The sequence below is a fragment of the Leisingera sp. ANG59 genome (assembly GCF_013317235.1).
Taxonomy (GTDB): domain Bacteria; phylum Pseudomonadota; class Alphaproteobacteria; order Rhodobacterales; family Rhodobacteraceae; genus Leisingera.
The window spans coordinates 1-21,817 of sequence record NZ_WLCM01000054.1 but is presented as its reverse complement, the minus strand read 5'-3'; the positions used below and the strand labels follow the sequence as shown (position 1 = coordinate 21,817).

General features: G+C 63.5%; 24 protein-coding genes and 1 pseudogene. 15 read left to right on the top strand and 10 right to left on the bottom strand.

Translation table 11 applies throughout. The features are described from left to right. Positions 1 to 1,254, bottom strand: a 1,254-nt coding sequence (locus tag GKC28_RS23700; protein WP_174149421.1) for a cache domain-containing protein, incomplete at its 3' end; no start/stop codon positions are given. A gap of 186 nt (positions 1,255 to 1,440) precedes the next feature. Next, entirely contained in the window at positions 1,441 to 2,202 is a 762-nt protein-coding gene (locus tag GKC28_RS23695; protein WP_174149420.1) for a YdhR family protein, read from the bottom strand. Between the two features lie 89 nt (positions 2,203 to 2,291). On the opposite strand from GKC28_RS23695, the gene GKC28_RS23690 reads away from it, so the two are divergent. From GKC28_RS23690 to GKC28_RS23620, 15 genes are all read left to right on the top strand, one after another. Next, positions 2,292 to 2,705 (top strand): helix-turn-helix domain-containing protein, encoded by a 414-nt coding sequence (locus GKC28_RS23690; protein WP_174149419.1) that lies wholly within the window; start codon positions 2,292 to 2,294, stop codon positions 2,703 to 2,705. Between the two features lie 127 nt (positions 2,706 to 2,832). Beyond that, the gene (locus GKC28_RS23685) at positions 2,833 to 3,633 is read left to right on the top strand and encodes a transporter substrate-binding domain-containing protein (protein ID WP_174149418.1); all 801 of its coding nucleotides are present in this window, start codon (positions 2,833 to 2,835) and stop codon (positions 3,631 to 3,633) included. Between the two features lie 73 nt (positions 3,634 to 3,706). Further along, positions 3,707 to 4,369, top strand: a complete 663-nt coding sequence (locus GKC28_RS23680; protein ID WP_174149417.1) for an amino acid ABC transporter permease — start codon at positions 3,707 to 3,709, stop codon at positions 4,367 to 4,369. An 11-nt stretch (positions 4,370 to 4,380) separates the two neighbouring features. After that, on the top strand, positions 4,381 to 5,043 hold the full coding sequence (locus tag GKC28_RS23675; RefSeq protein WP_174149416.1) for an amino acid ABC transporter permease: 663 nt from the start codon (positions 4,381 to 4,383) through the stop codon (positions 5,041 to 5,043). Beyond that, the gene (locus GKC28_RS23670; RefSeq protein ID WP_174149415.1) at positions 5,040 to 5,762 is read left to right on the top strand and encodes an amino acid ABC transporter ATP-binding protein; all 723 of its coding nucleotides are present in this window, start codon (positions 5,040 to 5,042) and stop codon (positions 5,760 to 5,762) included. Before GKC28_RS23675 ends, GKC28_RS23670 begins: the two co-directional genes overlap by 4 nt. A gap of 65 nt (positions 5,763 to 5,827) precedes the next feature. Continuing rightward, positions 5,828 to 6,787 (top strand): dihydrodipicolinate synthase family protein, encoded by a 960-nt coding sequence (locus GKC28_RS23665; RefSeq protein ID WP_174149414.1) that lies wholly within the window; start codon positions 5,828 to 5,830, stop codon positions 6,785 to 6,787. Next, complete coding sequence (locus GKC28_RS23660) at positions 6,778 to 7,728, top strand: proline racemase family protein (RefSeq protein ID WP_174149413.1); 951 nt, start codon at positions 6,778 to 6,780, stop codon at positions 7,726 to 7,728. Before GKC28_RS23665 ends, GKC28_RS23660 begins: the two co-directional genes overlap by 10 nt. A 65-nt stretch (positions 7,729 to 7,793) precedes the next feature. Then, positions 7,794 to 8,855, top strand: a complete 1,062-nt coding sequence (gene dctP / locus GKC28_RS23655; RefSeq protein WP_174149412.1) for a TRAP transporter substrate-binding protein DctP — start codon at positions 7,794 to 7,796, stop codon at positions 8,853 to 8,855. Positions 8,856 to 8,909: 54 nt separating this feature from the next. Then, complete coding sequence (locus tag GKC28_RS23650) at positions 8,910 to 9,446, top strand: TRAP transporter small permease subunit (RefSeq protein WP_174149411.1); 537 nt, start codon at positions 8,910 to 8,912, stop codon at positions 9,444 to 9,446. A 3-nt stretch (positions 9,447 to 9,449) separates the two neighbouring features. Further along, positions 9,450 to 10,760 (top strand): TRAP transporter large permease subunit, encoded by a 1,311-nt coding sequence (locus tag GKC28_RS23645; RefSeq protein WP_174149410.1) that lies wholly within the window; start codon positions 9,450 to 9,452, stop codon positions 10,758 to 10,760. Between the two features lie 10 nt (positions 10,761 to 10,770). Beyond that, a complete protein-coding gene (locus GKC28_RS23640; RefSeq protein WP_174149409.1) occupies positions 10,771 to 12,021 on the top strand; it encodes an FAD-binding oxidoreductase in 1,251 nt (416 codons plus the stop codon). Positions 12,022 to 12,045: 24 nt separating this feature from the next. After that, positions 12,046 to 13,149 carry a cis-3-hydroxy-L-proline dehydratase gene (locus GKC28_RS23635; protein WP_174149408.1) on the top strand — a complete coding sequence of 368 codons (1,104 nt, stop codon included), beginning with the start codon at positions 12,046 to 12,048 and terminating at the stop codon, positions 13,147 to 13,149. 11 nt (positions 13,150 to 13,160) lie between these two features. Then, positions 13,161 to 14,186, top strand: coding sequence for a proline racemase family protein (locus GKC28_RS23630; RefSeq protein WP_174149407.1), 1,026 nt, complete (start codon positions 13,161 to 13,163; stop codon positions 14,184 to 14,186). A 144-nt stretch (positions 14,187 to 14,330) separates the two neighbouring features. Continuing rightward, positions 14,331 to 15,011: a GntR family transcriptional regulator gene (locus GKC28_RS23625; RefSeq protein WP_174149406.1), complete on the top strand. Its 681-nt coding sequence runs from the start codon at positions 14,331 to 14,333 to the stop codon at positions 15,009 to 15,011. Between the two features lie 128 nt (positions 15,012 to 15,139). Then, positions 15,140 to 16,657 (top strand): aldehyde dehydrogenase (NADP(+)), encoded by a 1,518-nt coding sequence (locus GKC28_RS23620; RefSeq protein ID WP_174149405.1) that lies wholly within the window; start codon positions 15,140 to 15,142, stop codon positions 16,655 to 16,657. 141 nt (positions 16,658 to 16,798) lie between these two features. Here the strand turns inward: GKC28_RS23620 and GKC28_RS23615 are convergent, their stop codons facing one another. The 8 genes and pseudogenes from GKC28_RS23615 to tuf all read right to left on the bottom strand — a co-directional run. Next, positions 16,799 to 17,008, bottom strand: coding sequence for a hypothetical protein (locus tag GKC28_RS23615; protein WP_174149404.1), 210 nt, complete (start codon positions 17,006 to 17,008; stop codon positions 16,799 to 16,801). Between the two features lie 17 nt (positions 17,009 to 17,025). Next, positions 17,026 to 17,886: a hypothetical protein gene (locus tag GKC28_RS23610; RefSeq protein WP_174149403.1), complete on the bottom strand. Its 861-nt coding sequence runs from the start codon at positions 17,884 to 17,886 to the stop codon at positions 17,026 to 17,028. 575 nt (positions 17,887 to 18,461) lie between these two features. After that, on the bottom strand, positions 18,462 to 18,758 hold the full coding sequence (locus tag GKC28_RS23605) for a 50S ribosomal protein L23 (protein WP_019298498.1): 297 nt from the start codon (positions 18,756 to 18,758) through the stop codon (positions 18,462 to 18,464). Further along, on the bottom strand, positions 18,755 to 19,372 hold the full coding sequence (gene rplD, locus GKC28_RS23600; RefSeq protein ID WP_019298499.1) for a 50S ribosomal protein L4: 618 nt from the start codon (positions 19,370 to 19,372) through the stop codon (positions 18,755 to 18,757). Before rplD ends, GKC28_RS23605 begins: the two co-directional genes overlap by 4 nt. Continuing rightward, positions 19,369 to 20,073, bottom strand: a complete 705-nt coding sequence (gene rplC, locus GKC28_RS23595; RefSeq protein WP_019298500.1) for a 50S ribosomal protein L3 — start codon at positions 20,071 to 20,073, stop codon at positions 19,369 to 19,371. The genes rplD and rplC overlap by 4 nt, the downstream gene beginning before the upstream one ends. A gap of 18 nt (positions 20,074 to 20,091) precedes the next feature. Continuing rightward, the gene (gene rpsJ, locus GKC28_RS23590) at positions 20,092 to 20,406 is read right to left on the bottom strand and encodes a 30S ribosomal protein S10 (protein ID WP_019298501.1); all 315 of its coding nucleotides are present in this window, start codon (positions 20,404 to 20,406) and stop codon (positions 20,092 to 20,094) included. Positions 20,407 to 20,670: 264 nt separating this feature from the next. Next, entirely contained in the window at positions 20,671 to 21,027 is a 357-nt protein-coding gene (locus GKC28_RS23585) for a hypothetical protein (protein WP_217434202.1), read from the bottom strand. 456 nt (positions 21,028 to 21,483) lie between these two features. Further along, positions 21,484 to 21,817 (bottom strand): annotated as a pseudogene (gene tuf, locus GKC28_RS23580) (elongation factor Tu); the annotation flags it as partial.

The window sequence follows — 21,817 nt, the reverse complement described above, 5'->3', positions numbered from 1 at the left end:
GTTGGAGCTTTCCTCGATCTCGGTCATCGCCGAGACCGCGCTCTGCACCACCTCGCCGCTGGTGCGGGCCTCCGCCTTGGCATCCTCCATCGTCGCCTCGACGCTGCGGGCGCCGTCGGCGGCGGATTTGACGCTCGCGGTCAGCTCGTCCAGCGCCGCGGCGGTCTGCTCCAGCGTCGCCGCCTGGCTTTCGGTGCGGTGCGACAGGTCGTCGGAGGCCTGGCTGATCTCGGCGGCACCGTTGCGGATACTGGCGGCGGCGGCGATCACCTGCTCCACGGTGGCGCTGAGGTTCCGCGCGGAGGTGTTGAAGTCGTGGCGCAGCTGCTCGTAATCCTCCGGGAAGGTCTCGGTGATCTGCGCGGTCAGGTCGCCCTGCGACAGGTCCGACAGTTTGGCGCTGAGCGCCGCCACCACCTTGCTGCGTTTCTCGTTCAGCGCATGCTCAGCATCTTCCAGCTCCTGCTGGCGGATCAGCGCCTGGCGGAACACGTCCAGGGTGCGGGCCATGTCGCCGATTTCGCTTTTGTTGGCGGTGGCCGGAATGGCGCTGGCGGTGTCACCGTCCGCCATCGACTGCATGCGCCCGCGCAGGGCGCTGACAGGCCCGGTGACGCTGCGGGTGATCAGGGTCGCGCCCACCATGAGAACCGCAAGCGATACAAGCAGCGCCGTCACAGTCGTGATGATGTTTTGCTGCACCTTGGTTTCGATATCGGACACATAGGCGCCAGTGCCGACGATCCAGCCCCAGGGTTCGTAGACCCGGATGTATCCCATCTTGGCCTCAATCACGCCGGTGCTGGCATTGGCAAAATGGTAGATCAGAGAGCCCTGTCCGTCCGCCTGGGCGATTTTCAGCATCTCCTGATAGATCTTGACGCCGTTTTCATCGGTCAAACCGGGCTGGCGCGTGCCCACCCACTCCGGCAGAAAAGCATTTGCGGTGATCACCAGATCGAAATCAAAGGCGTGAAAGTCGCCCGCAGTGCCGAACCTGAAGGTCTCCAGCACCATGCGCCCCATCTCGCGGGCCTTTGCCTCATCCAGCTGGCCGTCCGCGACCTGTCTCTGCAGCGCATCCAGCTGGCTGAAGGCCATGTCCGTTATCTGATGCAGCTCGCGCTCGCGGCTGGTGTATTCATCGTTATTTGCGCGAACCAGCAGGAACACGGTGAGCAGGGCAAACAGGCAAACCGCCATTGCAGCCAGTGCGTAGATCCGCACCGGCAAACGGTAGAAGAAAGCAGGCATAATGATTTGGGTCCTTTGATTCCGGGCCATCTCCTTCTTCAAATAGGCAGATGGCCCTAACAAAACCCTAGCGCCGCAGCGCTGGCCCGGCGCGCGCCCTCCGCTCAGACGCGAAGTCCAGGCCGCCACGCAAAGCCGCGGCGGCCTGGACTCAGCTTGACCGCTCTGGCGCCACGACGTCAGGTGCTAGGCGGCCGGGCTATAGTAGGGCGAGTTCATTGCCCGGCTGGCAGTCTCGGTGACCGAGGCGTCAAACACCCGCGTATAGAAGGCGCAGCCCAGCTCCGCCGCGGTTTCCGGGAACATGTTCACCGCAAAATCAAGCGCGCGGTCCAGCGTATCGAAGGCGTCGAACCCGCCCAGCGTCCGGGTCTGCAACCCGCTGAGCCAGACCTTGTTCTGCAGCCCCGGCAGCATTTTCAGCGCCTTGTTGCGGGCCTGCCAGGGTGCGTCTTCAAACGGCACCGACAATTGCAGTTCGGTATAGACGAATGCACCGGGCGCGTCTCCCGCGCTGCCGTATTGCACCGCCCCCATGTCGCGGCTGGCCGCTTCGGTCACCTGAGCGTCGAACACCCGCGTGTTATGCGCCACCCCGAAGACCCGAGGCTCCGTCGGAAAATAGCCGGTCACGAATTTGCGCGCGTTTTCAATGCTGTCAAAGCCATAGAAGCCGCCCAGCGAGTTGTTGCCGTGGCCCGAAAGCCAGGTCTTGTTCAGAAACCCGGGCTGCTGCCGGATCGCCTCGTTGATCTCCTGCCAGGGCGCTTGGCCGAACGGCACGGAGATGGCGACTTCGGTGTAGGCAAAGGCTTTGGGGGTCATGGCTGTTTCCTGTGCTTTCGGGAGGGAGGGCAGCAGCAGCGCACCCGCAGAGGCGGCCAGCAGCTGGCGGCGGGACAGCCGCGATCGTTCGCGGAAATCCGCGTTGTTTGGGGTATCAGTCATGGTCACTCCTGATTGCTTGCATTTTGCAAGTGATTCAATGGCTCGCATGGAAACTTGCATTTTGCAAGTGAAAACTTTAGGCAAGGGGCATGACCCAATCGCGCAGCAAATATGACTCCGGCTGTCCCGTCGCCTATGCGCTGGACATTTTCGGCGACCGGTGGAGCCTCCTGGTGATCCGCGACATGGCAGTGAAAGGCGCCCGCACCTATGGCGAGCTGCTGGCAGGATGGGAGGGGATCTCCACCAACATCCTGGCGCAGCGGCTGAAGCAGCTGGAGCAGGCAGGCATCATCACCAAGCAGAAGGACCCCGACAGCGGCCGCAGCTCTGTTTATGAGCTGACGCAGAAGGGCCGCGACCTGGCGCCGGTGCTGATCGAAATCGCGCTGTGGAGCGGCCGGTACAACCCCGACCCGGATGCGATGACGGGCTTCCTTGACAAAATCACGGCTGACCGGGCCGGAACCGAGGCCAGGATCCGCGCAGGCGAGCGCCTCTAAGATCCTGTTTCTCAGCCTTCCTTGACCCGGTTTTCCGGCGCCGGCGGACAATTTCACATACTTGTGGATTTTGTATCCATTATCCTGTATCTGATTCTCCACAACAACAAACCGACAGGAGGATCTCATGTTCAAATCGCTGGCCGCGGCTGCGGCGCTTGCCCTGGTACCGCTGGCACCTGCCCTCGCGGATACGCTGGATGATGTGGTGGACCGCGGCACCCTGCGCTGCGGCGTGGTGCTGGATTTCCCGCCGATCGGCTACCGCGACGCCAGCAACGAGCCTGCGGGCTTTGACGTCGATTACTGCAACGACCTGGCGGCTGCGCTGGAAGTGGACGCCGAGATCCTGCCGGTCACCTGGGCCGAGCGCCTGCCCGCCATCGTGACGGGTCGCGCCGATGTGGTGTTCGGCGCTACCTCCGACAGCCTGGCGCGGGCGCGCACCGTCGGCTTCACCATTCCCTACGCGATCTATTTCGCCCAAGGCGTCGTGAACACCGAAAGCGGTATTGAGAGCTTTGAGGACATCAAGGGCAAGCGGGTGGCGGGCGCCATCGGCACCGTGCCCGAGCAGGAATGGCTGAAAATCGCCGCCGAATGGGGCGAAGAAGGCAACTACCAGGGCTATCAATCCGAGAACGAGGTGTTCCTGGCGGTGGCGCAGGGCAAGGCGGACATCGGCCTGACCACCAACACCGCGGTGCTGCCGGTGACCCAGCAGTATGAGACCCTGGCGGCCGGCCCGCGGATGCCCTGGACCACCGACTATACCTCGGTCGTCGGCAAGCGCGAGGATGTCACCTGGATCAACTTCCTGAACCTGTTTGTGACCCACCAGGTGCGCTCGGGCCGTTATGCGGAACTGTGGGGCAAATACGTCGGCGGCGACGCGCCTGAGCTGCGCATCCCCGGCGTGCTGTACTGATCCAACGGTGAAACCCGCCCCTGCCGGCCGCGCTCTCCCGGCGGTCGGCAGGGGCTAGGGAGCATAACCCCTCATGTTCGACTATAATTTTCACTGGCGGCCGGTGATGAAAAGCCTGCCGGACCTGCTGGAGGCGGCCTCATTGACGCTGCAAGTGGCGGTTTTGGCGATGGTGCTTGGCATCGTGATCGGCCTCTGCCTGGCGCTGGCGCGGCTGCACCTTCGGGGACCGGTCTACTGGTTCGCCACCGCCTGGGTGGAGCTGGCCCGCAACACGCCTGCGCTGTTCCAGCTATTCTTCTTCGGCTTCGGCCTCGGCGCCTTTGGCCTGCATCTGTCGCCCTATCTGATCGTGCTGGCAGGTCTGAGCTTCAACTGCGCAGGCTACCTGGCGGAAAATTTCCGCGGCGGCTTCAAGGCGGTGCCAGAGACCCAGATCCGCGCCTCCCGCAGCCTTGGCATGACGCCCTGGCAAGCCTATTCTCGCGTGGTGATCCCGCAGGTGTTCCGCATCGTTTATCACCCGATTACCAACCAGATGGTCTGGGCGGTTCTGATGTCCTCGCTGGGGATGCTGGTGGGCTTCCGCGAACTGTCGGGCGAAACGCAGTTTTTTGCCTCCCGCACCTTCCGCATCTTTGAATATTTCGCGGTCACGGCGGTGATCTACTACGTGATCGTCAAGGTGATCCTGCTCAGCTCGCGGCTGATGGCCGCCCGGCTGTTCCGGTACTGAGGGGGAGAGCCATGGAACCGACACTAAAGTTTTTCAGCGGTTTTGCCCCCAATGACCTGTGGTTCATGGGTGAGGCCGCGCTGCGAACGCTGTGGATTTCCGTTCTGTCGATCTCGCTTGGCACGGTGCTGGGCACCCTGTTCGGCTGGATGCTGTACGAGGGCCGCCGCGCTGCAGCCCTGACGCTGGCGCCGGTGCTGGACGTGTTCCGCTCGGTGCCGCTGATCATCCAGCTGGTGCTGTTTTACAACTTTGCCCCAATCATGGGGCTGAACCTCGACCCCTTTGCCTCCGGCACCGTGATCCTGACCGTCTATACCGCGGCGCTGGTGGCCAATGTGGCCCGCGGCGGGATTGAGGCGGTGGGCGCCCCGATCCGCCGCGCTGCGCGCAGCCTTGGCATGAGCTACTGGCGGGACCTGCGCCATGTGGTGCTGCCGATCGGCGGGCGGGCGGTGTTCCCGTCCTGGGTCGGCGTTGCCTTGGGGGTGATGAAGGACAGCGCGCTGGTTTCGGTGCTTGGCTATGTCGAGCTGCTGAAAGCCAGCCAGATCCTGATAACCCGCACCCAGGAGCCGTTCCTGATCCTTGCCCTGGCCGGCGCCTTCTATTTCGCGCTGTCCTATCCGGTCTCCCGCTACGCCACACATCTCGAAAACAGGTGGGCCCAATGATTTCCATCCGCGACCTTCACAAGTATTTCGGCGCTCTGCACGTTCTGAAAGGCATCGACCTGGATGTGCAGAAGGGCGAGGTGCTCTCTGTCATCGGCGCCTCCGGCTCCGGCAAATCGACGCTGCTTTACTGCATCAACGGGCTGGAGATGATCCAGGACGGCGCCGTCACCGTCGACGGCACCGACGTGCACGCCAAAGGCACCGACATCAACAAGCTGCGCCAGAAGCTGGGCATGGTGTTCCAGCAGTGGAATTCATTCCCGCATCTGACGGCGCTGGAAAACGTGGCGCTGGCGCCGCGCATCGTCAAATGCAAATCCAAGGCTGAGGCCCGCGAAATTGCCGCGAAACAGCTGCAGCATGTGGGACTGGGCGAAAAGCTGAACGTCTACCCCAGCGCCCTGTCGGGCGGTCAGCAGCAGCGGCTTGCGATTGCCCGCGCCCTGGCGATGGAGCCCGAATACATGCTGTTTGACGAGGCAACCTCCGCGCTCGACCCCGAACTGGTGGGCGAGGTGCTGGATACCATGCGCCTGCTGGCCGACGAGGGCATGACGATGATCTGCGTCACCCATGAGATGGGCTTTGCCCGCGATGTCTCCGACCGGGTGGCCTTCTTCCATCAGGGCGTGATGGAGGAGATCGGCCCGCCCGCCCAGATTTTCGGCGACGCCCGGTCCGAACACACCCGCAAGTTCCTCGCCAACGTGCGCTGACCCCTTCCCCCGCAGGCTGCCGTGCCTCCCAGCGGCAGCCTGCCCCTAACTGGAGAAATTGGATAATGTCTACAAACGTCTTCACCGGCACCATGCCGGCCCTGATGACCCCCTGCAACCCGGACCGCACGCCGAACTTCGACGCGCTGGTCAAAAAGGGCGAGGAGATGATCGCCGCGGGCATGTCGGCGGTGGTCTATTGCGGCTCGATGGGCGACTGGCCGCTGCTGACAGATGAACAGCGGATGGAGGGCGTCGCCCGCCTCGCCGCAGCCGGGCTGCCGGTTGTCGTCGGCACCGGTGCGATCAATACCAAATCCGCCGTCGATCACGCCCGCCACGCGCAGGAGATCGGCGCGGCCGGCCTGATGGTGATCCCGCGCGTCCTGTCCCGCGGCACCTCCGTTGCGGCGCAAAAAAACCACTTCAAGGCGATCCTGGACGCGGCGCCGGACGTGCCGGCAATCATCTACAACAGCCCCTACTACGGCTTTGCCACCCGCGCTGACCTGTTCTTTGCCCTGCGCGCCGAGCACAAGAACCTGATCGGTTTCAAGGAGTTCGGCGGCAAGGACGACCTGCGCTATGCGGCGGAGCATATCACCAGCCAGGACGACCAGGTGACCCTGATGGTCGGCGTCGACACCGAGGTCTACCACGGCTTTGTGAACTGCGGTGCCACCGGCTCGATCACCGGCATCGGCTGCGCCCTTCCGCGGGAGGCGCTGCTGCTGGCGCGCCTGTCAAAACTGGCTGCCGAGGGCAGCGCCGAGGCCCGCGTCCGCGCGCAGGAGCTGACCGACGCCATCCATGTGCTCTCGACCTTCGACGAAGGCCCGGACCTGATCCTCTACTACAAGCACCTCCTGGTGCTGAACGGTGAGGAAGACTACCGCCTGCATTTCAACGAGACAGACGAGCTGTCGGACGCCCAGCGCAACTATTGCGAACAGCAGTACAAGCTGTTCCGCACCTGGTTTGCGGACTGGTCAGCGCAAGGCGGGATCATCGCCGAATGCATGTAGTCGACAGCCACACCGGCGGCGAGCCGACGCGCGTGATCCTGGAGGGCTGTCCCGATCTGGGAACCGGCCCGCTGGCAGAGCGCGCGCGGCGGCTGGCAGAGGAGCACATGGGCTTCTGCCACGCCGTCATGCGCGAGCCGCGCGGCCAGCCCGCCATGGTCGGCGCGCTGCTGGTGCCGCCCACCGATCCCAGCTGCGCCGCCGGCGTCATCTATTTTGACGCCGACGCGGTCCTGGGCATGTGCGGCCATGGCACTATCGGGCTGGCGGTGACACTGGCCCATCTGGGCCTGATCACCCCCGGCAGCCACCGCATCGAGACCCCAGTGGGCGTGGTGACGGTGCTGCTGGAGGACGCCAATACCGTCACCGTCACAAACATCGAAAGCCGCCGCGTCACCGCTGCGGCCAAGGTCACCCTGCCCGACGGCAGCACGGTGGCGGGCGACGTCGCCTACGGTGGCAACTGGTTCTTCATCGTCGAGCCCGCCCCGCTGCCGCTGCGGCCGGAGAACATCCGCGCCCTTACGGATCACGCCATCGCCATCCGCACTGCGGCCAATGGCCAAGGGATTGGCGGCGAAAACGGCGAGCCGATCGACCATGTGATCTTCCAAGGCCCCTCCCCGCGCGCCGGCATCCACAGCCGCAACTTCGTGCTGTGCCCGGACGACACCTATGACCGCTCCCCCTGCGGCACCGGCAGCTCTGCCCGGCTCGCCTGTCTGGCGGCAGCGGGGCGGCTGCAGCCGGGCGAGGAGATCATCCAGGAAAGCATCATCAGCTCCCCCTACCGGCTGTCCTATCAGCCGGGCCCGGGCGGCGGGGTGATCCCCACCCTCAGCGGCCAGGCCTTCGTGATGGGCGAGGGCAAGCTGTTCTTCAGCCCCGATGATCCTTTTCGCGGCGGCATCTCCAGCAGCGGGGAGGCCGCCGCCTGAACCATTTCAACCAAGGTCCGGGACGGAAACCCGGGCCGCATTCCAGCAGAAGAGAGGTCCCTAACATGAAATTCACATCCGCAATCGCCGCCGGCTTCAGCCTGGCCCTTGCTTCCGCAGCCGCGGCGGCAGAGGTCGAATGGAAGATGACCGCCGCCGTCGGCGAAGGCTCCTTCCTCTACCAGAACTTCATGGAGCGTTTTGCCGGCAACGTCGAAACCCTGACCCAGGGCCGGGTGGAGATCCAGCCCTTCGGCGCCGGCGTTCTGGTGCCGGCCTTCAAGGCGCATGAAGCGGTGCAGGAAGGCATCGTCGAGGCCGGCCATTCCACCCCGTCCTATCTGGTGAACCAGGACCCGACCAACGCGATCTTCGCCTCCTTCCCCGGCGGCATGTCGCCCGAGGCCACCCTGCACTGGATCTACGAGGGCGGCGGCGAGAAGATGCTGCAGGACTTCCGCCGCGAGGAGATGGGGCTGCACAGCCTGGTGGTCGGCATCGGCACCTCTGAGGTGATGGCCCATTCCAATGTCGAGATCAAAACCGTCGAGGATCTGAAGGGCGTGAAATACCGCACCTCCGGCGCCTTTGCCGCGGTGATGAAGGACGACTTCGGCGGCGTGCCCACCGTGGTGCCCGGCAACGAAATCTATACCCTGCTGCAGCGCAAGGGCGTTGACGCCATCGAATGGTCCACCCCCGGCGCCAACTTCTCCGAAGGCTTCCACGAGGTTGCGCCCTACATGATCATGCCCGGCGTGCATCAGCCCTCCTTTCTGTGGGAAGTGTTCGTCAAGGCTGAGACCTGGGAGGCGCTGCCCGAAGACCTGCAGGGGCTGATCGAAGCCTCCGCGCGCCTGTCGACCTATGAGGGCTACACCCGCTTTGGCGATGCCGACATCAAGGCGATGGCCGACTACCGCAAGACCAAGGTGCAAATGGTCCAGATGGAGCACGCCGAATCCGAAAAGCTGCGCGAGGCCGGCCGCAACTGGGCGCGCGCCCGTGCTGCGGAACTGTCCGAGGGCGGCAATGCCCGGATGCAGGAGGTTCTGGACAGCTACCTGGCCTACCAGTCCAGCTGGGCCGAGAACTCCGTCTATCTGGTGCGTGACGCTGCTGAATGACCCTTTGCGCGGGCCGGGATCTCCGGCCCGCGCCCTCCCTGCCCCGAGGTTTCCATGCATTTTTTCAGAACCGGCGTTGAAGGGCTGTCAGCCCTCTTGGGCGCGGTTGGCCAGCTGACCATCCTCGCCATGATCGCGGCCATGCTTTACGAGGTCGCCGCCCGCTACGTCTTTGGCGCCCCAACGCTCTGGGCCTTTGACATTTCCTATATGCTGAACGGCTCCATCGTGTTCCTTGGCGCCGCCTATTCGCTGCGCAAAGAGGCGCATGTGCGGATCGACTTCCTGTCGCAGAAATTCCCGCTGCGCGTTCAGCAGCTGCTGAACGCCGCTGTCTATGCGCTGCTGATGGCGCCGATCACCGGCGCGCTGACCTGGGTGGCCGCCTCCAAGGCGCTGAAGGCGTTCCAGACCGGCGAGGTGGAAACCGTCAGCCCCTGGGCGCCGCTGATGTGGCCTTTTTATTCTGTGATTGCGCTCGGCCTCTTTGCCTTCTGCCTGCAGTTCCTGCTGGAGGCGCTCCTTTACTTACGCGGCGAGAAGACACCGGGGCAAACCCCCGATGATCACCGCAGCGCGCCGGAGAGCTGATTTATGATCCCCCTTCTGATGTTTGCGGCGCTTTTCGCGCTGGTCTTTGCCGGCATTCCGGTGGCGTTTTCGATGATGATCGTGGCCGTCGCCTTTGGCTATTCCGTCTTTGGCGACATGCTGTTTTTGCAGCTCTACGGCCCGCTCCTGCACACAGCCTCCAACTTCGTTCTGGCGGCAATCCCGCTGTTCATTTTCATGGGCGCGGTGCTGGAACGCTCCGGCATTGCCAAGCGGCTGTTCTATGCGCTGCAGATCTGGCTCGGCGGTCTGCCCGGCGGGCTGGCGCTGTCGACCATCGCCATGTGCGCGATCTTTGCCGCCGCCTCCGGCGTGGTTGGCGCGGTGGAGATCGTGGTGGGCCTGATGGCCATCCCCGCCATGCGCGCGGCGGGCTACAGGAACGACCTGATTGCCGGCACCATCTGCGCAGGCGGCTCGCTCGGCACCATCATTCCGCCCTCCGTGATCGTGGTGGTCTATGCCTCCATTGCGCAGCTGTCGATCGGCCAGCTGTTTGCCGCCTCCATCCTGCCCGGCGTGCTGATGGTGGTGTTCTTTGTCGGCTACGTGTTGCTGCGCAGCCTGCGCCGCCCTGAGGACGCGCCGGTATTGCCGCCTGAGGGCCGCGCCATGCCGGTGGGGCAGAAGCTGAAAATCACCGTGACCGCGCTGGTGCCGCCCTTGCTGCTGATTGCCATGGTGCTGGGTTCGCTGCTGGCAGGGGCCGCCTCTGCCACAGAAGCCGCCGCTGTGGGGGCTGCCGGCACGCTGGTGCTGACGCTCCTGTTCCGCGAACTCACCTTCACCATGCTACGCGAAGCCTTGGGTGTCACCCTGCGCATCACCGCGATGATCATGCTGATCGTGGCAGGCGGCACCATGTTCACCTCGATCTTCGCCGTCACCGGCGGCGGCGGGCTGGTGCGCGACACGGTGGAGGTGATCGGATACGGCAATGCGGGGCTGATCACCTTCCTGCTGCTGGTGGTGTTCTTTGCAGGCTTCGTCCTGGACTGGGTGTCGATCGTGCTGATCTTCGTGCCGATCTTCGCGCCGCTGGTGCGCAGCGCCGGGATTGATCCGGTGTGGTTTGCGATGCTGGTGCTGGTAGTGATCCAGACCTCCTATCTGACGCCGCCGATGGCACCCTCGATCTTCTACCTGCGCTCCATCGCGCCCAAAGACATGACCTACGGCCACATGTACCGCGGCGTGCTGCCCTTTGTGGCCGCACAAGGCCTGGTGCTGGTGGCGCTCCTGCTGGTGCCGGAACTGGCAACCTGGCTGCCCTCCATCCTGGTCGGCTTGTGAAGGATCTGAGATGACCAAAGAACTGGCACACGGCATCCTCGTCATCGGCGCCGGCATCATCGGCCTCAGCGCCGCGCTGGAGCTGCAGAAACAGGGGCATCAGGTGCGCATCCTCGACCGCAAGGGCGTCGCGGCAGAGGCCTCGGCGGCCAGCGCCGGCGCCTTTGCCTTCACCGACATCGTGCCGCTGGCCACGCCCGGCATCATGCGCAAGGCGCCGGGATGGCTGCTGGACCCGCTGGGCCCGCTGTCGGTGCCGCCCGCCTATGCGCTGCGGATCGCCCCCTGGATGCTGCGATTCTGGCGCGCCAGCTGGCGCAGCCGCTACCAGGCGGCGCTGGCGGCGCAGGTGCAGCTGATGGCGCATTCCCGCGCCGCGCTGGAACGTCAGATTGCTGATGTAGATGGCGAGCCGCTGATGCAGCGCGAGGGGCAGCTGCAGCTTTACGAGGGCGAGACCGCCTTCCGCGCCGCCCTGCCCGACTGGCAGCTGCGGCGCGAGCACAGTATCCGCTTCGACCTGCTGCGCAGTCCGGAGGCGATTGCCGAAGTCCAGCCCGGCCTCGCACCCCGCTTCACCCATGCGGCCTTCACCCCCGACTGGATAAACACGGTGAACCCCAAGACCTGGGCCGAACATCTGGCGCAGGCCTTCGTCACCCGGGGCGGCCGCATAGACACCGCGGAGGTGACCGCCTTGCACAGTGAAGGCGGGGAGACTGTAGCCCAGACCAAGGACGGTCCAGTCCCTGCAGCGCAGATCGTGGTCGCCTGCGGAGCCTGGTCGCACCACCTGGCCCGCACCCTGGGCGAACACCTCCCACTGGAGACCGAGCGCGGCTACAACACCACCCTGCCGCCCGGCGCCTTTGGCCTGAAAACCCATCTGACCTTCCCGGCACATGGCTTTGTCGTCACCAAAATCAGCGGCGGTGTGCGGGTCGGCGGCGCAGTGGAATTGGGCGGGCTGAAACTGCCGCCCAACTACCGCCGTGCCGAGATCCTGCTGCAGAAAGCCAAACGCTTCCTGCCGGAGCTCAACACCGCTGGCGGCCGCCAGTGGATGGGCTTCCGCCCCTCGATGCCCGACAGCCTGCCGGTGATCAGCCGCTCCGCCCGCGCGCCGGGGGTGATCTATGCCTTCGGCCACGGCCATCTGGGCCTGACCCAGGCCGCCGGCACCGCCGAGCTGGTTGCGGCGCTCGCCGCAAACACCGAACCGCCGGTGCCGGCGCCCCCCTATTCCGCCACCCGTTTTTGAACTGCCCCTGAAAGGAGCCGCACCATGAAGATCACCCAGCTCACCGTCTATCAGGTCGACCTGCCGCTGAAGGAAGGCCGCTATAGCTGGTCGAACGGCAATTACGTCGATGTGTTCGACAGCACCGTGCTGGAAATCGCCACCGACGAAGGACTCACGGGCTACGCCGAATGCTGCCCGCTGGGCTCCGCTTACCTGCCCTCCTTCGCCCGCGGCGTGCGCGCCGGGCTGGCCGAACTGGCGCCGCATCTCATTGGCCAGGACCCGTTGAACCTGGGCCAGATCAACCGCACTATGGACGCCGCCTTGCGCGGCCACCCCTATGCCAAGGCGCCGGTTGATATCGCCTGCTGGGATATACTGGGCAAGGCCACCGGCCAGCCGGTCTATACCCTGCTGGGCGGCGCCGCGCAGGAGGATGTGGTGCTCTACCGCGCCATCAGCCAGGAGGACCCGGACACAATGGCCCGCAAGATCGAAGGCTATGCCGCCGAGGGCTACACCAAGTTCCAGCTCAAGGTCGGCGGCGAGGCAAATGACGATATCGACCGCATCCATGCCACCCGCGCGGTGCTGAAGAAATCCGACCTGCTGGTGGCCGATGCCAACACCGGCTGGACCCGGCACGAGGCGGCGCGGGTGGTGGGCGCCATCGCGAGCCTCGACGTCTATGTGGAGCAGCCCTGCCTGACCTATGAGGAAAGCGTTTCGATCCGCCGCCGCACCGCGCTGCCCTTTGTGATGGACGAGGTGATCGACACCCCGAACACGCTGGTGCGCGGCATTGCCCAAGACGCAATGGACGTGATCAACCTCAAGATCTCCAAGGTCGGCGGCCTGAGCCGGGCGCGGCTGATGCGCGATCTCTGCGTGGCGCACGGCATCCCGATGACCATCGAGGACACCTGGGGCGGCGACATCACCACCGCCGCCATCGCCCATCTGGCCCGCTCCACTCCGGCGGAGTTCACTTTCTCCGCTACCGACTTCAACAGCTATGGCACCGTTGACATTGCCTGCGGCGCGCCCAAGCGTGTGAACGGGCGGATGACCGCTTCGGACGCGCCCGGCCTGGGCGTGACCCCGATCTTCGAAGCCCTGGGCGACCCGGTTGCCCGCTATTCCTGAAGGAGAAGCAGATGCGCAGCAGCAAGACAATCCATGTGATCTCTGCCCATGCAGAGGGTGAAGTGGGCGATGTCATCGTAGGCGGCGTGGCACCGCCGCCGGGCGAGACGTTGTGGGACCAGCGCGCCTTTATCGACAAGGACGAGACTCTTCGGAACTACGTCCTGAACGAACCCCGCGGCGGCGTGTTCCGCCATGTGAACTTGCTGGTGCCGCCCAAGCACCCGGAGGCCGACATGGGCTTCATCATCATGGAGCCGGAATACACCCCGCCAATGTCCGGCTCCAATTCAATCTGCGTCTCAACCGTGCTCTTGGACGGGGGCATCCTGCCGATGCAGGAGCCGGAAACCCGTTTGGTGCTTGAGGCCCCCGGCGGGCTGGTGCGGGTGCGCGCCGAATGCCGGAACGGCAAGGCAGAGCGGATCTTCGTGCAGAACGTGCCGAGCTTCGCCGGTGAGATCGGCGCGGCGCTGGAGGTGCCGGGTATCGGCACGCTGACCGTCGACACCGCCTATGGCGGCGACAGTTTCGTGGTTGTGCAGGCCGCCGATCTGGGCGTGGAAATCGCAGAACAGAACGCCAAGCAGATCGCGCAGCTTGGCACCCGCATACTGGAGTCCGCAAACGCGCAGCTGGGCTTTGCCCACCCGGAGAACCCGGACTGGAACCACATCTCCTTCTGTGCCTTCTGCGGCCCGCTGGAGGAGACGGACACCGGCCTCAGCAGCCGCTCTGCCGTCGCCATCCAGCCGGGCAAGGTGGACCGCTCCCCCACCGGCACCGCGGTTTCCGCCCGCATGGCGCTGATGCTGGCCAAGGGGCAGATGACACCGGACCAGACGTTTGAGGCCGTGTCCATCATCGGCTCCCGCTTCACCGGACGGATCGTGGAGCAGACCACCGTGGGCACCCGGGCGGCGATCGTGCCGGAACTCAGCGGGCGCGGCTGGATCACCGGCATCCACCAGCACATGCTGGACCCGGACGACCCCTGGCCCGGCGGCTACCGCCTCAGCGACACCTGGGGCGCGTGATAAGGCCTGGGTTATGGATACAAAAGCCCAGTTGCAAAAGGGGCGGCCCCCGCCGCCCCCCGAAACCGGGCCGGCTGCTTGAACAGACAGGGCAAAACCAATAGCGTATCCAAAATACGAACAACAGATCCCACGAGGCCCCCCATGGCAGGCAAACGCGCCGTTACCCGCAGCTCCCTCCCGGAAGTGATTGCCAACGACCTGCGCGAACGCATCCTCAGCGGTGAGCTGGCAGAGGGCGAAACCATCCGGCAGGAGGCCCTGGCAGAGGAATACGCCGTCTCCCGCATGCCGATCCGCGAGGCGCTGAAACGGCTGGACGCCGAAGGCCTGGTGCAGTTCACCACCAACCGCGGCGCCTCCGTCACCAAGCATTCGCTGCGCGAAATCGCCGAAATCTTCGACCTGCGCATCCTGCTGGAGGTGGACCTGTTCCGCCGCGCGATCCCGGCAATGACGGCCGGGGATTTCACCCGCTGCACCCGGATCCTCGACGACATGGACGCCTCTTACGATGCCAATGACGTGGCCAAATGGGGCGCGCTCAACCACAAATACCACTCGGCGCTTTATGCCGCCGCCGACCGCAAGCTGACCAACGAGGTGCTGCAGGGCATCAGCTTGCATTGCGACCGCTTCATCCGGATGCACCTGAGCGTGATGCAGCAGCGCGAGCCGGCCAAGAAGGAACACCGTGACCTCCTGGACCTAGCCCAGGCCCGCGATGTGGAGGGCGCCTGCGCTGCGCTGACTCTGCACATCTCCCGCACCAAGGAGGCGCTGCTGTCTCTGGTCGCCGAACACCGCGCCGCCACGGACGGCTGAACCGCCGCTTTTCCCGCTCGCCTGACTGCTGACATCCGGATTTTTCCGGCCTGCACCTTGCATGACTCGTATTTTGTATCCATTATCCCGTATCAATATTCACAGCCCCACCAGACAGAGGCCCGCCCATGTTCACACCACACGGAAACCACCTGATCGCAGGCGCCTGGGTGCCCGGCGACACCCGCTTCCCCTCCGCCCCCGCCAGCGGCCCCAGCCACGACTTCTCCGTTGGCCGCGTTAGCGACGTTAACGCAGCGGTAGAAGCGGCAGAGGACGCCTTTGCAAGCTACGGCAGCACCAGCCGGGCGGAGCGCGCCACTTTCCTCCACGCCATCGCCGATGAGATCGAAGCCCGCGCAGAAGGCATCACCGCCATCGGCACCCAGGAAACCGGCCTGCCCGAGGCCCGTCTGCAGGGCGAGCGGGGCCGCACCACGGGCCAGCTGCGCACCTTCGCCGAGCATATCCTGAAAGGTGACTACCTCGACCGCCGCTATGACGCCGCCCTGCCGGACCGTGCGCCCCTGCCCCGGCCCGATATGCGGATGATGCAGCGCCCGCTGGGGCCGGTCGCGGTCTTCGGCGCCTCCAACTTCCCGCTCGCCTTCTCCACCGCCGGCGGCGACACCGCCGCGGCACTTGCAGCCGGCTGCCCGGTGGTGGTCAAGGGCCACAGCGCCCACCCCGGCACCGGCGAGATCGTCGCCGAAGCAATCCTCGCCGCGATCACCAAATGCGGGATCCACCCCGGCGTCTTCAGCCTGATCCAGGGCGGCAACCGCGAGGTCGGCGCGGCGCTGGTGCAGCACCCGCTGATCAAGGCTGTGGGCTTCACCGGCTCCCTTGCCGGCGGCCGCGCCCTCTTTGACCTCTGCGCCGCACGGCCCGAGCCGATCCCCTTCTTCGGTGAGCTGGGGTCCGTGAACCCGATGTTCATCCTCACCGCCGCCCTCGCCAGCCGCGGCGCGGAGATCGCCACCGGCTGGGCCGCCTCGCTGACCATGGGCGCGGGCCAGTTCTGCACCAACCCCGGCATCGCCGTGCTGCGCGCAGGCGCCGACGCGGAGCGTTTCATCGACACCGCCACCGCCGCCCTGTCAGCGGTCGCCCCCCAGACCATGCTGACCGAGGGCATCGCCAGCGCCTACCAGGACGGCCAGCGCCGCGTCGCCGCCACCGCCGGCGTGCGCGAGCTGCTGACCACCAGCTGCAACACCCGCACCGCCGCGCCCTACCTCTATGTGACCGAGGCCCGCACCTGGCTCGATAACGAGATCCTGGCCGAGGAGGTCTTTGGCCCGCTGGGTCTGGTGATCACCGCCGAGAGCGACGCCGAAATGCTGGAGATCGCCCGCGCATTGCAGGGCCAGCTGACCTGCACGCTGCATCTGGATGATGCCGACACCGCCCAGGGCCAGACCCTGCTGCCGGTGCTGGAGCGCAAGGCGGGCCGGGTGCTGGCCAACGGCTTCCCCACCGGGGTTGAGGTCAGCGACACCATGGTCCACGGCGGCCCCTACCCGGCCTCCACCAATTTCGGCGCGACGTCGGTGGGCACATTGTCCATCCGCCGCTTCCTGCGCCCCATCTGCTACCAGAACATCCCCGCCGCCCTGCTGCCGGAAGACCTGCGGGAGGGGTGAGGGCGCGCGCTGAGGCGGAGGCTGTCCTGAGAAATGCACAAGGCCCCGGAGGTGATCCGGGGCCTTCTTTTGACGGACCGAAAGAAACAAAGTAGGGCGAACACTTATTCTCTGGAAGCCCTAGGTTGAGTTAGTTCGTTTTCAAGCCGCTGTGTGCTCGACCTGATTAGCAGTTACTTCCAGAAAAGCCTCCGGGTCGGCGCGCAGCTCAACAAGTCTTCTTGACGCTTCCTGTGCCGAAATTTCTCCCGCTTCGTGAAGCTTACGAATCTTACTCGCCTCTCTCGAAATCAGCATCAGCTTCTGCGATTGCTTCATTCTAGGGCCGCGATACAATAACGATTTCACCATTGTTGGCAGACTCCCGACTAGATCATCTCTTCAATATGGGCTTTCAGCGGCTCCAATAAAGCAGCAAGATCATCTGCTCTATGCCCATGAAACGCGTGAGGAACAGTACAGTCAACGGACATAAAGCCAGCAACGCTTCCCTTTTGCACAGATGTCACAGGGTGCAGGAAGATACTTCGATAGTTCGGCCTCGACTGTGTTGGACTCTTCAACCCATACTTCCCAAACCGTTTCACGTCAGCAACAACTCTCGGAGCAGCTCCACTCTGGCAGGCATGGTGCCCTAGCACTGTTTCCAGATCATTAATTTGCCTCCCGATTGGACGGTCGCTCCCTCTATCTCGGTGGTCAATTTTCATTCTAACGCGTTCATCCCCGTCATAAAGCACCAAGCTTGCAGCGAACTCGCTTTGCTTTATCCCAGTAACTTGCGCCGCCAGACTAGTCGCAAGAGCAAGTGTAAATTCGATGGAAGGATTCTTCTGAGCCGACGGCGTCGCACCAGATTTAACAGTGTTAAGCAAATTTCCAAACCGAACCCAGATTGTCTGGATCGGCTTACTGATACGTCCTGCTCGCCTCTCTGGGGTACCAGAAAGGAAGGCAGCCAAAACCAGTACAACTAGAACACCTAGAAAGATATAAATTGCATGCCACTTTTCAAGCTTGTCCGCTGTATGGTACGCAATTGCAGGCCCCGACGCAGCCAACCCCAGTTGAGCAAGAACATAAGGCAGTTTGTACCAGCTGAACTGAACCCAAGGAAATGCATACCGGTAGAAGCAAAGAGCGTCCCAACACCTATTAATAAAACTAGGTTCCTCAGCCAGCCAGCGGGCTTTCTGTTTTTCGAACCTATCTTTAGCTCCGTTCACCATAAGTATGAGTATTTCCTTCCCAAACGGCGTGTGCTGGACAAGCTGAATTCCCCTATGCTTGTACCTACAGCGCACTGCACAACTTGTACATCCCCTCACAAATGCCCCTGCCCTCAACGGAAGATTGACGCGCCAGCGCCGTCCCGCGGGGTGGCGCTCGCAACGTTGCGTTTGGCAGTTTATCCCGGCCACATCCGTGCAAGCTCACCGACACACAGAACATCAACCAAAGCGCCGCCCCATAGGGGCGGGTCATGCCGGAGGCATGCCTTCGGCATGATGCTGGCGCGGCGGCCTGCGGCCTTGATTCCGCGCCGGGGTCCAGGCTCCGCTGTAGCTCTATAGGGGCGGTTTGCCTGGGCACTCATTCCCTGAACACCCCCGTTGCGCCCCCACCGTACGCCCCGCTTCCCGGATCTTAACCGCGAGCCGCTATACAGGACCGGAGACCTCCAGAAAGGCCCCCGCCATGCCTGCATTCACATCAGCCACCCTCTCCCCCATCAAGGATGGCCGCAACGCAAAAGGCCCCCGCTTGGCAGCGAGGGCCTTCCAATTTGTCAGAGAGGCAAATCTCAGAGTCCGGTGGACACGTCGATGGTGTTGCCTTCTTCCAGGGTCACATAGGCTTTTTTAACGTCTTTACGCTTGCCCAGCTGGCCGCGGAAACGCTTGACCTTACCCTTGGTGACGGTGGTGTTGACCGCTTTCACCTTGACGCCAAAGAGAGCCTCGACGGCTTCTTTGATCATCGGCTTGTTGGAGTCGATTGCCACTTCGAAAACCACTGCGCCGTTTTCGGACGCCATGGTGGATTTCTCGGTGATGATCGGCTTGCGGATCACGTCGTAGTGTTCTGCCTTCACGCTCATTTCAGACGAGCCTCCAGTGCTTCGACACCCGCCTTGGTGATCACCAGGGTGTCACGCTTCAGGATGTCATAGACGTTGGCACCGATGGTCGGCAGGATGTCCAGACCTTCGATGTTGCGCGACGCTTGCAGGAAGCCTTCGTTGACCGCTGCGCCGTCGATGATCAGCGCGCGCTTCCAGCCCAGGTTCTTCACCTGCTTGGCCAGAGCTGCGGTCTTGCCTTCGGAAGCAGCGTCCTCGATGATGACCAGCTCGCCCGCTTTGGCTTTGGCGGACAGCGCATGGCGCAGGCCCAGCTTGCGGAACTTCTTGGTCAGCTCGTGGCCGTGCGAACGCGGGGTCGGACCCTTGTAGATACCACCCTTGCGGAAGATCGGCGCGTTGCGGTCACCGTGGCGTGCGCCGCCTGTGCCCTTCTGGCGGTAGATCTTCTTGGTCGAGTAGGAGGTCTCGGAGCGGGTCTTCACCTTGTGGGTGCCGGCCTGCGCGTTGTTGCGCTGCCAGCGGACCACGCGGTGCAGGATGTCCGCACGCGGCTCCAGGCCGAACAGGTCTTCGGACAGTTCGATGTCGCCCGCTTTGCCGCCGTCCAGTTTGATCACGTCAAGTTTCATGCTTCACCACCTTCCGCGGCAACTTCCGCAGTTTTCAGAGCGGCCGGGAAAGGCAGACCCTCGGGGGCTTTCTTCTTCACGGCGTCCTTGACGGTAACCCAGCCGGATTTCGGGCCCGGAACGGCGCCCTTGATGAAGACCAGGCCGCGCTCGGCGTCGGTTTTCACCACTTCCAGGTTCTGGGTGGTCACGCGGGCTGCGCCCATGTGGCCGGCCATCTTCTTGCCTTTGAAGACCTTGCCCGGGTCCTGACACTGACCGGTCGAACCGTGCGAACGGTGCGAGATCGACACACCGTGCGAGGCGCGCAGGCCGCCGAAGTTGTGCCGCTTCATGGCACCGGCGAAACCTTTACCGATCGAGGTGCCGGTGACGTCCACTTTCTGGCCAGCCAGGAAGTGTTCGGCCGAGATCTCGGCGCCGACTTCGATCAGGCCGTCCGCGGGAACGCGGAATTCGACCAGCTTGCGCTTGGGTTCAACCTTGGCAGCTGCAAACACGCCGCGCATGGCTTGCGAGGTGCGCTTTGCCTTGGCGGAGCCTGCACCCAGCTGAACAGCGGTGTAGCCGTCTTTTTCCTCGGTGCGCTGAGCAACGACCTGCAGGCCGTCCAGGGACAGAACGGTCACAGGAATCTGCTTGCCGTCTTCCATGAACAGGCGGGTCATGCCCACTTTCTTAGCGATAATTCCGGAACGCATAATCTATACCCTCCGAACTTACGACTGCAGCTTGATTTCGACGTCAACGCCGGCAGCCAGGTCGAGCTTCATCAGCGCGTCCACGGTCTGCGGGGTCGGGTCGACGATATCGAGAAGGCGCTTGTGGGTGCGGATCTCGAACTGGTCGCGGGATTTCTTGTCCACGTGGGGGCCACGCAGAACAGTGAATTTCTCGATCTTGTTCGGCATCGGGATCGGGCCGCGCACTTGCGCGCCGGTCCGCTTGGCAGTGTTGACGATCTCTTGCGTGGACGCATCCAGCACGCGATAGTCAAATGCCTTCAGCCGGATACGGATGTTTTGGCTTTGCATCGTACAGCCTTTTATTCAGGCGTTGGGGTTGAGAGGAGGGCCTGCGACCACCGCAACCCCTCATCGAACCCAAAAGGCGGGAATCATCCCGCCCCTATTCGCACGCGGCGAACTCGCGCCCTATACGCCCTATGGCCCCATGAGGCAAGGGGTTTCGCTGCGAAACGGTTGCGTTTGCGGCGCACGGTGCGTTTGGGGTTTGTTAGGGGTATTTAAGGAGAGGTTTCACTGCAAACAACTCCGTACTTAACTCTCGATATCAGCCTACTGTTTGACCTGCACCGACAGAAACCTTTCTGCGGCTGCCAGAGTTCCAACTACACTATTCTGATTTAAAAACATCATGAACTCATCGAATTTATCGGCATAGTCTTCGATACGCTTTCCAAGCAATTCGAAAGTACGCCTGACTACTTCGTTTCTTTCCTCTTCAACGCTCATGACCCCCGTGGGGTCCATGAGAACACTGCTACCAAGCTGAAACACCTCCAATGGAGTAGCATCAACTTTGGCGCACATATCATTTATCAGTTTCTGCACATCACTAGAGGGTTGAAACGCCTGAAAAGATAGGCGATCACGCTCGGTCAACTCTACTATGATAATGGGAAGCTCTCGCACGCTTTGTTTCCGATCGTTTCAGTCTTCTTAAAGGATTGCAATTAAACCATTTTCTGCACCACGATAGCGACCTGAATCCGGGAAGTAAATTGCCACTTGGCGGGACGCAGAAGCTCAAAGAGCAGGCCTAAATTCCTCACTGTCAGTTTTAGTAACCCCCTGCCCGGACGCCCCGCGTTCGGGCCGCGCCCGGCCTGCGCCGAACCGGAGGTTTGCCTTAGGCAAAACGGGCGGGCGCGATTGCATCGCACCCGGAGCTGACGCTCCCTGCGGCCTTAAAAGCTCCACCGGAGCTTTTGCAGGACGGCCTCCGGTCCCAGGCCGGTCCCGGCCCTGTTCGGAGGCTGGCGCATAGAAAAAGGGCCTCCCGAAGGAGGCCCTTTCTAAGATCAGAACCGTGTGGGCTCCCGGCGGTTTTCTAGCGAAAACCGCCTGCCACCCACCGTTTCAAAATCATTATTCAATGATTTTGGAAACGACGCCGGCGCCGACGGTGCGGCCGCCTTCGCGGATGGCGAAGCGCAGGCCGTCTTCCATCGCGATCGGCGCGATCAGCTCAACCGAGAACTTCAGGTTGTCGCCCGGCATCACCATCTCGGTGCCTTCCGGCAGGGTCACGGTGCCGGTCACGTCGGTGGTGCGGAAGTAGAACTGCGGACGGTAGTTCGCGAAGAACGGGGTGTGGCGGCCGCCTTCTTCCTTGGTCAGGATGTAGGCTTCGGCTTCGAACTTGGTGTGCGGGGTCACGGAACCCGGCTTGCACAGCACCTGGCCGCGCTCAACGCCTTCA